The following is a 12157-nucleotide window of genomic DNA, read 5'->3' on the forward strand; positions in this document are numbered from 1 at the left end:
CTATTACTATACCCGGTTCCGGGTGTTGTGTCTATCTGGGTGGCCCGGAACTGTCCAGGGTTCCGGGCCACCCGGGGTGGGCTAGAAGCGGTAGCGGCGGCGTTGCATCGGGAGCGTTGCCGTGACGGTCGCGCCGATGTTCTGGTGCCACTCCTTGACGCCTCCGCCGCGTCGCTTGGCTGCGTACATGGCGGCGTCTGCCCGCCGGATCAGGTCGACGGCGGTGACGTCGTTGTGGTCCGCGAGGGCGAGCCCGAGGCTCGCATAGCAGCCGAACTGTGTTGCGCCGAGAGTGACGGTTGCCGCGTCGAGCGCCCGGGTGGCGGCCTCGGCGTTGTTTCGGGCGGTGTACATGCCGTCATCGGTGATGATCATGAACTCGTCGCCTCCCATCCGCCCGACCATTGCCCGTGAGAGGTTGAGTGCTGTCAGGGTGTCTGCTACCCGGCAGAGCACGAGGTCCCCGGCGGTGTGGCCGTGCTCGTCGTTGATCTCCTTGAAGCGGTTGAGGTCGAGAAGGGCCACGGCTACCGGGCGGGTTCGGTCGGCGAGCAGGTAGTCCAGGTGCAGGAGCAGGGCGCGGCGGTTCGGCAGTCCGGTCAGGGCGTCGTGGTGGGCCTCGTAGCGGGCGGTGACGAGATCGGTGCGGAGCTTCCTGTTGCGCGCGAGAAGCGCGATGCACGACGCGGTGGTGGTTGCGAGCAGGAGCGTGGATGCGGTGCTCATGCGTCTCCTTGGTTGGGGGTTTGTGTGGTGTGCGGTGGGGGTTCGCCGTCCCCTCCGAACAACTATTACTTTACCCGCTCTTGCGTTCCGTGGCTACCCTGTTTGGCCTGTTCGGACATCGGATTTTATGATCTTGGAAAGTGGGTGCCGGCGGGTACGCCGACCACCGTGCGTGGTGCGGCCGTGGTGCGTCCCCCCACTTCTTCCGGCGGTGGGGGCGAGTTCACTCGACCCGTGGCGCGCACAGTGGAGGTCAAGTCCGGGCGCGGGGTTTCGAGTAAAAGATCATGCGGGGTGTGCATGATGTTTTGCGAGCCGCGGCCGGACTTGACCGGAGCGAGCACGTCGCTAGCCTGTTCGGCCCCCACCGAAGGAGAAGGGGTTTTGAGCAGTGCGGCCGGAGGCCGCTTCCGGTTTCCGGTCCGCTAGGACCGGGCCTGAAACCCGGCAGCACCCGACGGCGGCCCAGTGCGGTCCGCCGTCAGGCGACCTTAGCTACAGGTCCGGGGCGGGCGGCCTGATCCGCTGTACCCGCTGCAAGAGTTCAATGGGTATTTCGGCCGCAGGGGTCCGGGTCCGGGGGTCCAAAGTCGTGCGATAGCCGGTCGTCCACAGTAAGCGCCATTCGTGGGCTCTGTGTCCGGGGCGAGCCCCGTGCGGGTCGCCGCCAGATGTGGCGGCGTCCGACGCCTGGGCGCGGTAGTGGGTCATGTGGCCCGCGATCATGGGGCACGCGGTCACGCTGTAGTGAGCGCACTCGGGGTGCATGGCGGGTTCGGTGCTGATGAGCCGTTCAAAGTCGATGGTCCGCATGGCGAAGACGCACAGCCGGACCATCTGCTCACCGCAGATCTGGCAGAGTTGGTCGATGAAGGCGGCTTGTAGCCGGGCGGCGTCGATCGCTCCGAAGCGGTAACGGCCGTCGGGCATCTGAACGGTGATCCACGGTACGACCAGGCCGCCGACGGTGGGGCGGTGTCGCAGCCGAACGGGGATGGGGATCTCGGGCATGAGCAGTCTTTCTGGCTGTGGTGGTGCCGGCCGGTGTGCCCGGCCGGCACCGACGAATGGGCTGGGGGTGGGCGTCGCCCGGCCTATCCGGTGATGTCCGCGCCGAAGCGGCGCGACATGTTGTCGAGCGGGACCGCCGTGCGGGTCGTGGTGCCGTCGTAGGCGACGCTGAACGCGTGAAAGACCCCGCCGGTCTCGTCCGGTGTGTGCTCGATGTGCTCGACGTGTTGCCCGCTGAAGGTGATGAGTAGCAGGGCGTGGATCGTGGCGGCGTCGTCCGTGGCCCGCGTCCGCCCGGGGTTGGTTGTGGTGACGACAACCGCGACCGAGAAGATGCCGGTGCGAAACACCCGAAGGTCGCAGCTTGCCGGGGTTCCGCCGCCGCTTAGGTAAATCAGGGTGCCCGTCGCTTCGAGCGGGGCCGGTCCGGGAATCGCTGGCAGCGTGTGTGCCGATCCCGGCTGCTCTCGGGTTCCCTCCCAGACGCGATCCGCCTCAAGGTCGGCGCGCAGGGTGTCGGGGATGACGGCGTAAGGGCGCACTGCCTCGATGATGGTGGCAGGGTCGGTGATGCGCGTTTCCACCCCGAGCCACAGCGGCATGTAGTCGGGGTTGTCCTCGTTCAGCTCGCCCTCATTGATCACCTGGGCGAAGTAGCTGCGTAGCGGGCGATCCCACCCCACAACCGCGATGTAGCCGTCCCGGTCGGGGAGGGCGTCGAGCTGATGCCTACTCACGAGAAATCTCCTTGGGGTTTGGTGGTTGTCCTGGTGGGGTTCGCCGTCCCACCCGAACAACTATTACTATACCCGGTTCCGTGTAGGTTGTCTACTTGGGAAGCCTGACAAGAGTGGGGCGAGCGGGGGAGTCGCGTGCGGCGACTCCCCCGGGCGCTGTCACTGCTCGTTCTGGTTCCTGGGGTTGCCGAGCACGTGTACCTGTTGGTTCAGGATGAGCGGCGCGTCGTCCGGCCCCTTGATGTGGGGGCGTACGTAGGTGCGGCGGCGTAGTGCGCGGCCGGGTCCGTAGGGCTGTTCCCGGTAGAACCCTTTGACCCACCATCGGTGGGTGTAGACGCGCGTTGGTGTGTCGTCGGTGGTGTCGCGTCGTGCCTGCTGCTTGCGGCGCAGTCGCACGAGTCGTACGAGTGGGGCGGGTCGGTTGGCGCGTTGGTACGCCTTGCGGGTCGCCTTGTCGGCGGGCTCGTCGGTGATCTCCGCGTCGGGCTGTGTGGTGAGGATCCACGTGGCGATCAGGGAGCACAGCATGAGGCGGGTCTGTTCGCTGGCGGGCGCGTAGGGCTGCCCGAAACGCAGCCCTACGCCGGTGCTCACGGGGACTAGCCAGCCGATATCTTCGCGGAACTTCTGCAATTCGGGCTCGGTGAGCCGCTGGCCTTGCATGAGGCCGTCGGCGGGGCCGTAGAACGTGACCCAGAGGCCACCGGGGACCGGCCCCCATTGTGCGGCGACGACCGGCACCACGAGGCCGGTAATCGGCTCGGTGGGCTGGTATACGGGCGTGTGCCAGATGAGCAGTCCGTCAGGGGCGGGCATCTCGATCTGCTCGATGCGAACGTCGGGGAGGTCGCGTGCCGCGTGCGCGGCCAGGGCGGTGAAGTCGGGGTCGATCCAGAAGATGCGCGCGTTCTCGGCGTGGTTGGCCATGAGGGCGCAATGCTGCCGCAGCAGTTCGGGATTGTGGCGGTCGACGATGACGGCTGGCGCGTCCAGGGGAGCGCCAGGCAGCATGTGTCCGGGGACCTTGTACGTCTCGCCTCGGGCGAGCGCGTCAAGTAGGTGCGCCGGGCCGGCGTTCCGCCAAAAGCGCACGAGCCTGTCTCGCACCTTGGGCAGCATCTGCGGGCGGAGCGATCGAACCTCAGGAGCGGGGACCGTGTCGGCGCTGCCGGTGCTGCCGCGATGAGTGGTGCTGTCGGCCGCTGTCATCGGCTGCCGGGCGGGCGTGATGGGTGTCGCGGTGAACAACGCCCGGTGCATGGAGCGCAGGACTTGCACCGAAATGGTTCCGTCTCGGCGGCTAAAGCGCTTGTAGGCGCGTTGGGTGAGACCTTCGGGGTTCCGCTTTTCGACCAGGCGCGCGCACGTCTCGCACGCGTCCCACTTGTTGCCGAAGTTGTGCAACTGCGCGTCGGCGCGGCCCGTTGATACCGATAGGTCGACGTTTTCGAAGGCGAAGGTTGCCACGGGATGCGGTGCGGAGCAGAAGTCACAAACGGGCTGCCAATTGGCAAGTTGCGCGAGCGGGACGGGGTCCGGATCGTGGTCCTCGAAGCTGCGGCCGGGATGGAGGAAAAACACCTCGTCCCTGGTGGTAACGGCAGTTAGGGATCGGCCGCAGATTCTGCACCCGTACCGGTCAGCCATCGGCAGGGGGCGGTCATGGATACCCATGCGTCTCCTTGGTTGGGGGTTTGTGTGGTGTGCGGTGGGGGTTCGCCGTCCCCTCCGAACAACTATTACTTTACCCGCTCTTGCGTTCCGTGGCTACCCTGTTTGGCCTGTTCGGACATCGGATTTTATGATCTTGGAAAGTGGGTGCCGGCGGGTACGCCGACCACCGTGCGTGGTGCGGCCGTGGTGCGTCCCCCCACTTCTTCCGGCGGTGGGGGCGAGTTCACTCGACCCGTGGCGCGCACAGTGGAGGTCAAGTCCGGGCGCGGGGTTTCGAGTAAAAGATCATGCGGGGTGTGCATGATGTTTTGCGAGCCGCGGCCGGACTTGACCGGAGCGAGCACGTCGCTAGCCTGTTCGGCCCCCACCGAAGGAGAAGGGGTTTTGAGCAGTGCGGCCGCAGGCCGCTTCCGGTTTCCGGTCCGCTAGGACCGGGCCTGAAACCCGGCAGCACCCGACGAGTCGCGTGGGTGTTGGCGGATTCGAGTTCTAGTGGGACAGCTACCGGCGCTGCTCTGCTTGATCAAGGATCGCCCACAGCGTCGCGCGCTTCCATCTGCGGCGGTGGCGGCCTCTGGGGCCGACGTTGTCTTCGTCGGCTTGGCGAAGCACGTCGTCGGGCAGGGCGTTTGGGCTGTTGTATCCGAGGACGCGTGCGGCCTCGGGGCGCCGACGAGTTCATCGGGATCACCGGAGCGGTCGGGGTGGCCCTGGGGTGTGGCGCGAGGGCGACCGGTGTGGGGTGCGCCTTGCCCGGTGCGGCTGTCGGCGATGTCCCACACGGTGCGGCGCTTCCAACGCCGGCGCTTACGGCCGGTGGCCGTGAGGGATTCGTCGTCCACGCGTTCAAGTAGGAGCGGCCAGATTCGGTTTTCTCCTCGCAGTGAATCGGCGCTTTGGTAGCCGAGCATGCGCGCGACGGTGGTGCTGTTCACGAGCTCGTCCGGATCGCCGCTGCGGTCTACGGCGGCGCTCGCGGCGCGTCGGGCCCGATCTCGCGGCAGCTGGTAGGAGGTGATGCTTTCGGTGAGCCATTTGGTGCCGTCGACGCGTTCGGGGAAGCCGTTGGTGGCCCGCTCGCCGTAGAGCCGGTCCAGGTGGCTAAGCGAGATGCCAAGCATCGCTGCGGCCTCGGCGCGGCCTACGCGGCTGCTGTCGTCGGGATTGCGGGTGGCCATGCGCCGATGATGCCGTATCGGCCGGTTGGGTCGCCGTAGGGGCTGCGCGAGCCGCCCGACGCGTGCGTTGATCACTTTTCCTGCTCCGGTGGACGGTGGCGGGTGTCGTAGGATGGGCGGCACGTGTTCGGCGTATGGGCCTTTGGGGGCCTGTGTGGCGTCGGCACCAGGCGGCCGGGGGGAGTTCGCCAAACTAACCCCCCGGCCGTTGCCCTGCCCGCCGACGTGCGGCGGTGCGAGCGGTGGTGTCGCGGGGTCTGGTGACGGTAGGCCGGCGGCGTCACTGGCTCGCTGGCGCGCGAGCGGCGACGTGAAGGTATCGGCGGGCGGTCCTGGCGAGTAGTCCGTACTGGGTGTCCCAGCGCGCGACGATCCGCCCGCTCGACAGGTGCCGCGCTACGTACTCGCGTCGCGGTGCCTGCCAGCCCCCGACGCACACGGGGGTCGACTCGGCAATCAGTTCCCAGCGCTCGCCGTCGGCCGAGGTGACGTGGGCGTGCCGCTCGCGGGTCAGCGACCACTGGTCGCCCTCAACTGTGAGGACCAAGCCGTTGTCGGTACCGTCGCGGAACAGGTGCTGTCGGCCGGCGCAGTCGCGGATCAGCACCACGTCCGCCCGTGCGTCGAGTGGCTGAGGCCGTGTTGCGGCGCACTGCCAGTGACCGCATAGCGGCAGGTGACGTGCCGTCGCACGCTCGGAGTCGGTGAGGGGGGTGGGCGGCATGTCCGGCTCCCTGGGGCAGGTGTGTGGGCTCCGGTGAGGGTTCGCCTCCTCATCCGAACAACTATTACTATACCCGGTTGACGCGCTGGTGTCCAGGCACGGGCGGCGGTTGTAGGGCGGCTCTGCTCGATGGCCCAGCGGCCTCGGGAGGGCGGACGGCGAAGCTGGCAGGCCGTTGCGGCTGGTTGCGAGCGTAGCGAGCGGCCGGGGCGGCCGGTGCCTGCGGGAGCAACGGTCGGGACCGGCGCGGACCGAGGCCGAAAGCTGGGTCCGGCAACCGGAAGGGGCACGCGGCTCCGGCACCGCGCGTGAGGTCTAGCGGTGCTGGCCGGACAACGACCAGAGGCGGGGCATGGCCGTTGCGGTGTTGGTGGCCGTGCCGGTCGGGGGCCCGGTGTGGCCCCCGACCGGCAGGCTTAGGCGGCGAGCGTGCTTTCCAGCTCGGAACCCGAGGGCTCGTCGCTGTCGTCCCGGATGGCGTGGGTCGGCCCCTCGTCCGGTCCGTCCGCGCTGCTGCTGTCAATGGTGTCGGCGTCGTCGCCGATCAGCAGTTCGTCGGGCTCTGGGGTGGCGACGACGCTGAGGCCGGCGCGCTGCTTCGTGTGGTTGGCGGTGGCGTCGATGATGAGTTGTTCGACCTCGCCGACCTGGAAGCCGTTAGCGACGCACCACTGCAACCACTTGCCGACCGTCGGGTCGGGTGCCCGCCACGAGGATCGGGTGATGCCGCTTTCGTTGGCGGCGGCGATGGCAGCGAGTGAGATGACGGAGTAGCGGCCGTCGCTGACGCCCCGGGCGGGAACGCGCTTCGTGCCGGGCCGCCTGGCCTTGCCCGGCGACAACAGGTCGTCGAGCATTTTCCGGCCTCCGTTGATCCAGGTGGAGAGGACGTAACCGGAGTCGGCCAGCATCTCCGCGATCAGCTTCGCCGTGCCCTTGGGCGGGGTCTTGGCGGTCAGGAACGTGGCCAGCCATTCGCGGCGGACGGTGTTGGCGATTTCCATGGCCTTGTTGTTCTCGATGACCCGTCGCCGTTCTGCCTTTTCCTCCTCAGTCATGGGACCGCTGCGAGTGGAGGTCATGGCGTGGGCGGGGAGGGTATGGCCGTACTTGCGCCAGTCGGTGCAGTAGTTCGTCTCCCTCAGTCGGTCGTCGTAGGCGAGGAACAGCCGCACAGCGTGTCCGGGGCAGTCGCTGTGCGCCTCGGCGTCGACGCGGTTGCCCTCGGCGTCGCGCAGGTCGGAAACCTCCTTGATCTTGGGGTCGTTGTACCGAGGGTGTTCGGCCAGCAGCGTCACCCCGGCGGTGACGAGTTCGGCGCGGCGGGCCGCCTCTGCGGCGATGGCGGCGCGGGTGCCGCGATGCTGCTCTACCGCACGGGCGAACGCGAATGGGCCTTCTTCGGCCTCCTTTAGCAGGGTCTCGACACGGTCGGGGTCGTCTGCGAACTCCGCGAGCGCGGCAACCTGGGTGAGGTCCAGCCCGAGGGTGTGGGTGCGCTCGGCGGTGCGCTTGTCCAGGGTGGCGAGTTGCCGACCGGCCCTGATTTGCTCCGGTTGGTAGCCGGTGCGCTCGGCGATGTCCTTGTCGTTCATGCCGTCGAGGGCGAGTTGTTCGATGGCTCGGGCCTGCTGGGTGGCGGTGAGGTCCGTGCGGTGAACCTGCCGGAGCATGCTGATGATTTGCTCGCGGTTGGCGGCAAGGTCCTCGCGCACGATGACCGGGATCCATTCCTGGTCTGCCTCGACGGCGGACCAGTAGCGCTGCTCGCCGTCGATGATCAGATACGGGCCGTCCTCGTCGGGTCCGAGCGGGACGACGATGAGGGGTGAGAGAAGACCGCGAACGCCGTCCTGGTGCAGGTTCTGCACGATGCCGGGCAGGGCCTGCGCATCATCGCGGGCGTTACCGGGGTTCGGCTGGATGTTCTTGACCCGGACCATGCAGTGCCGGCCAGGCAGGGCGGGGGCTTCCTCGGACTCGTCAGTGTCCTCGACGCCTACATGGGTAGCGGGCGTTTCGGCGGCTTCGGTGAGGGGTGCGGCCTCCTGGGGGCCACTCGGGGCCTCGATCTCAGCCGGCGGGTCGAGCTGCTGTGCGGGTGCGGTTTCCGTAAGCACGGTTCGTGCTCCCTTCGGGTTGTGGGTGTGTTGGTTGTCCGGTCGCGTCTGGGGTTGCCGTCCAGAGCGCGCCGGGGCTTATGGGGGTTGTTGCTGGTAGCGGCGGCGGGCTGCGCGCCGAGCGCTGTGGAGTTGTCAAGGAACGGTGCTCGATCGGTCAGGCCGCTGTAGGTAGCGCGGTGAGGTGCGGGCGGTTGGGCGGGGACGGCATGCTGCACCCGGTGCAGGTGCTGTCATCCCAGCGGTGCGGGCTCGCCCCGTCGCCTGCTGGGCACGGGCGACGCTGTAGGTCGGTGATCTCCGCGCGGTTCAAACAGATCGGGCACAGTCCCCAATTGGCGGTCGGCGGACCGGAAATGGGGGTGTCGCAGTCAGCGCAACACCGGCCGGCTTGCCGAAGGGCGCGACCGATGATGTCCGCCGTGGAGATCGCGCGGCGGGCAGCGGGAAGGAGGCTCTTCCACGCGGCAGTTGCCTGCACGCGCTGCCAGTCGTCGTCGGTTAGTGCAGGGAGGCTGGCGGGGTCTTCTGCCTGAGCGTGGAGGTAAGCCTCGACCTCCGCGCGGCCGAACAGGGGGCCGGTCCATTGGAATGTGCGGGCGAGAACGGATACAACGTGCCGGGCGTCGGGCTCGGCGAGGTTGCGGGGTAGTGACACGCCGTGAGGCAGCCCGATGAACAGGGGCATGATTTCTCCATTGACGGTGGAATGACGTCACGGGGCGGCACGCGTCGGACATGCGCAGTCGAGAGCACGGCCGGGGTTGGCGCGGGCCGTCGATGAGCTGGTGCGGCCGGGGGCCGGGTGCCGGCGGGCGGCACCCGGCGGACCGGTCAGACCGTGGCCGCGATCTCCATGGCACGTACGCCGACGCTCTCCATGTCGAACGCGGCATCGGGGTCGCTGAGCGTCTGCGCCGCGCTGGTGACCGCGTGCAGCATCCCGCCGGCGGTGCGGTCCCCGCCGTCGATGAAGTGGTTCAGGATCAGCCGCTGCTCATCCTCGGTGAAACGCAGCTTCTGTCCGACGACCCGAATGGTGTGGTCGGGGTCGGGGATTCGCCGGCCTGCCGTTTCCTCGATTTCCTCGATCTTCCGGCGGACGTAGCGGACGTCGAGGAAGCGGCGCACGGCGTCGCGGGCCTGCTTGCCGATGAGACTGAGGTTTGCCTCGTGGGTGTCGTTGCTCCACCGGATCGTGCCCTCGTCCATCTTCGCGCCGAGGTGCACGGCGCGAAGCGCGTCCTTGGTAATGGTGACGCCGTTGTCGCAGACCTGGACGACGATGCGCGGGGTGACGGTCATCGCGCCGGAGCCGGTTTCGCTGTTGGTGAAGACGAGCCCGGCGAAGACGGTCGGGTTGTCCGCGCCAGTCGCCCCGTTGAAAGGGCTGCGGTAGTTGCGTAGCAGGGTGGGGGCGAGGGACTTGATGGCCTCGGAGTGGACCCGGACGACCATGCGCCGCTCGCTCAGGTCGCACGCGAGTTCCACCCGCAACCCGGACTCGCGGATGCCGGACAACACCGACATCAAAACGTCGAGGTGGTCAATGATCTTGTACCCGTCGCTGAGGAAGGCGCGCAGGATTCCGCCGCCGTTGCCGTCGGACAGGCAGCGGGCGAGGTATCGCTTCCCGTGCTGGAGATCAAGCCAGCCGTTGACGTTGCCGTCGTAGAGGTGCAGGGCCTGGGCGCGGGTCTTGCGCAGGTAGGCGGTGGGGATGCCGAGCTTTTCGCCGAGTCCGGCATCGCCGATTTCGGTGGGCAGGTACAGCCCATCGGCGGGGGTGACGCCGGTGTCGGTGAGGATCGGCTCTGCGCCCGTGATGCGCAGTTGGCCGGCTTCGGCGCGCAGCATCCCGGTGCCGGCGACGATGTCGAGCTTGTGGCTGTGCTGCTCGTTGAGGATGGCGGTCAAATCTGCCACGCTGGCGTGTCGGGCGGTCAGGGGAATGGTGCCGAGCGTTCCGCTCACGGTGATTTCCTTCGGTCCGGAATCGTTGGCATTCGGTCGGGGGTTGCCGCCCCTCCCTCATGTATTTAATGATACATGACGCAATGCCGTGCGTCTAGTCGGAACCGTTCTCCCGAAGGGTCTTTTGGGCGGCTAGGGCATCGCTCTCCGTTGACCCAGCGGCGGGCGATGGGAGGGCTCGTGAGGGGTCTGGGATGAGTTGCATCTGCGCCTGCCGCAGGGTGGCGGTTGCCGCATGGATAGCCTCAAGAGCTTCGATGAGTGTGGTGTCGTTGGCATCTGCGGCTAGCTCCGCCAGCTTGCCGCTGCGCATCTGGCTGAGGTCGAGGTTGCGTAGCGCGTCAGACAGGCTGTTGTGGAGGTGGTGACGCCCCAGTGTCATCAACTGCGCTTTCGTGTAGGGCTCGCTTCGTACGGCGCACATGCACCAGCAGGTGAGGTCAATGGAGTCGAGGTGCTGGTGCCAATCGGTGGGCTCTGTCTCCGGGTGAAGAGCGAGAATGAGGTCGCGGCGCGTGGCGACGTCATAGGCGTCCTGAATGACGGCTGGCCGCCGATAGCGCTTAGTGCGGGGTTTGCTGCAGTCGGTGCGGTGCGCCTCGGGCTGGCGACGTGGAAACTGGACGTGCAGGAGCGACATGGGTCGCCTTTCTAGTGGGCGAATTCGGCGCGGCGGGTCGCCATGGCCGATGTATTTAATGATACATGGTTGCCATGGTCTGTGTTATTCGTGCGGGTGCATTGGGGCGCTTCTCGCGCATCCGTGCGCGATGTTGAAGATTCTTCCCGGCGGCCTGATCTTCGATCCACCATGTTCGGGGGTGAGGGGCAAGCCTGGGGTGTGGGCTTGCGGCTCACCCCCGAACATGGTGCCCCTTGGGGCAGGCCGCCGGGAGGAATCGGCGCTGCTCTGATTCATCCCGGAGCCTGCCTCGCCGGCGAGGCGCCGCGGTTCAGCGGCGGGACGCTGACCCGGCGGGAGGCCATCGGCCGGAGGCCGATTCCAGCCGCAGCGACGGCGAGGGCTGCGTCTGGGGCTAGTGGCGGGAAGTAGGGGCGGACGCCGGCGATTGCTGCCCTGGGGGCTGGCTTACTTCGCACCCCTCGGGGCGCTGAACCTTCCCCGTCCTACTGTTGATCCACGCCTGCACTCGGCGGCGTTTCCAGTATCGGATCATCCCCTGTGCGGGTGCCGGCTCTTCGACGTCAAACCGGGGAAGGTAGCCATCCTCGCCGCGGTCCCACGCCGCCCTGCTGAGGCCGACGTAGTAGTCCCATGTCCCTTGGCTGATGCCGAGGATCTTCCGAAACTCGGTCGCGGAGATCAGTTCTTCTGGATCGCCGACGAGGTCGACGCAGTGAACGCGTGCTTGCCCCGCCTCGACGATCTGCGGCAGGAGGATGTCTCGGACGTTTTCCAGCTCATCGACGGGAAACCATGACTTCTTGTCCTGCTTAACCGGCGCGGGCCAGCCGGAACCCTGCTCTCGCTGCTTCGGCGATGTCTTGAGTCGGACGGTCGCCTCGGACCGGCGGGTCAGCTCGGCTGCGCCGGCAATGTCGGTGTGTGGTCGGCCACCGATGTACCGGATCTCCATGTCTGTTCCTGCCCGCGAGTGGCCAGCGGCTGGAACGGCCGGGGGAACAACGTCCGCGAACGAACGAAGTGGCAACCCCCCGGCCGCGTGAAACAACCAACGTTCCCAACCTCACGCCGCGAACGCGGTGTGAGGCCGAAGAGGTTCCGATGGTAGCAGTCGGCCGACGACCGTCATGGGAAAGGACGACCGGACAGGAGGCGGCTCAGGGAGCGGATGACCAGCCCCAACCGAGACGCGGCCACTCCGTCGGAGTCCGGTTGGCGTGACGCACGCTAGAGGTTCGACGACATGCCTGGTTGACCGCCGTGGGGAGCCCGAGTGCTGGGGCTGTCGGGGCGTCTTTGCATGGGACTGGTCGCTTCGTTGGAGGGCAGCGGTTCTTCGGGGGGTGAAGTATCGTCGATGGGAC

10 protein-coding genes are annotated in these 12157 nt (G+C 67.5%); all 10 read right to left on the reverse strand.

What is annotated here, in order from left to right; translation table 11 throughout:
• Window positions 1-81 precede the first annotated feature (81 nt).
• Entirely contained in the window at window positions 82-726 is a 645-nt protein-coding gene (locus O7617_RS22980; protein WP_282258062.1) for a GGDEF domain-containing protein, read from the reverse strand.
• Between the two features lie 495 nt (window positions 727-1221).
• Window positions 1222-1737 (reverse strand): hypothetical protein, encoded by a 516-nt coding sequence (locus O7617_RS22985; RefSeq protein ID WP_282258063.1) that lies wholly within the window; start codon window positions 1735-1737, stop codon window positions 1222-1224.
• Window positions 1738-1820: 83 nt separating this feature from the next.
• On the reverse strand, window positions 1821-2474 hold the full coding sequence (locus O7617_RS22990; RefSeq protein WP_282258064.1) for a hypothetical protein: 654 nt from the start codon (window positions 2472-2474) through the stop codon (window positions 1821-1823).
• 159 nt (window positions 2475-2633) lie between these two features.
• On the reverse strand, window positions 2634-4151 hold the full coding sequence (locus tag O7617_RS22995) for a hypothetical protein (RefSeq protein ID WP_282258065.1): 1518 nt from the start codon (window positions 4149-4151) through the stop codon (window positions 2634-2636).
• A gap of 425 nt (window positions 4152-4576) precedes the next feature.
• Window positions 4577-5329, reverse strand: coding sequence for a hypothetical protein (locus O7617_RS23000; protein WP_282258066.1), 753 nt, complete (start codon window positions 5327-5329; stop codon window positions 4577-4579).
• 280 nt (window positions 5330-5609) lie between these two features.
• The gene (locus tag O7617_RS23005; protein WP_282258067.1) at window positions 5610-6053 is read right to left on the reverse strand and encodes a hypothetical protein; all 444 of its coding nucleotides are present in this window, start codon (window positions 6051-6053) and stop codon (window positions 5610-5612) included.
• Between the two features lie 416 nt (window positions 6054-6469).
• The gene (locus O7617_RS23010; protein ID WP_282258069.1) at window positions 6470-8173 is read right to left on the reverse strand and encodes a ParB N-terminal domain-containing protein; all 1704 of its coding nucleotides are present in this window, start codon (window positions 8171-8173) and stop codon (window positions 6470-6472) included.
• An 834-nt stretch (window positions 8174-9007) separates the two neighbouring features.
• Window positions 9008-10099 (reverse strand): DUF932 domain-containing protein, encoded by a 1092-nt coding sequence (locus O7617_RS23015; protein WP_282264842.1) that lies wholly within the window; start codon window positions 10097-10099, stop codon window positions 9008-9010.
• A gap of 142 nt (window positions 10100-10241) precedes the next feature.
• A complete protein-coding gene (locus tag O7617_RS23020; protein WP_282258071.1) occupies window positions 10242-10787 on the reverse strand; it encodes a hypothetical protein in 546 nt (181 codons plus the stop codon).
• A 397-nt stretch (window positions 10788-11184) separates the two neighbouring features.
• A complete protein-coding gene (locus O7617_RS23025) occupies window positions 11185-11745 on the reverse strand; it encodes a hypothetical protein (RefSeq protein ID WP_282258073.1) in 561 nt (186 codons plus the stop codon).
• Between the last annotated feature and the right edge of the window lie 412 nt (window positions 11746-12157).

This window comes from Micromonospora sp. WMMD1155, assembly GCF_029581275.1.
Lineage (GTDB): Bacteria > Actinomycetota > Actinomycetes > Mycobacteriales > Micromonosporaceae > Micromonospora.

Excerpts from the sequence above, each read along its gene's own strand:
- O7617_RS22995 (WP_282258065.1), bottom strand. The coding sequence starts at position 4,151 with ATGGGTATCCATGACCGCCCCCTGCCGATGGCTGACCGGTACGGGTGC.
- O7617_RS23000 (WP_282258066.1), bottom strand. The coding sequence starts at position 5,329 with ATGGCCACCCGCAATCCCGACGACAGCAGCCGCGTAGGCCGCGCCGAG.
- O7617_RS22985 (WP_282258063.1), bottom strand. The coding sequence starts at position 1,737 with ATGCCCGAGATCCCCATCCCCGTTCGGCTGCGACACCGCCCCACCGTC.
- O7617_RS23005 (WP_282258067.1), bottom strand. The coding sequence starts at position 6,053 with ATGCCGCCCACCCCCCTCACCGACTCCGAGCGTGCGACGGCACGTCAC.
- O7617_RS23025 (WP_282258073.1), bottom strand. The coding sequence starts at position 11,745 with ATGGAGATCCGGTACATCGGTGGCCGACCACACACCGACATTGCCGGC.
- O7617_RS22980 (WP_282258062.1), bottom strand. The coding sequence starts at position 726 with ATGAGCACCGCATCCACGCTCCTGCTCGCAACCACCACCGCGTCGTGC.
- O7617_RS23020 (WP_282258071.1), bottom strand. The coding sequence starts at position 10,787 with ATGTCGCTCCTGCACGTCCAGTTTCCACGTCGCCAGCCCGAGGCGCAC.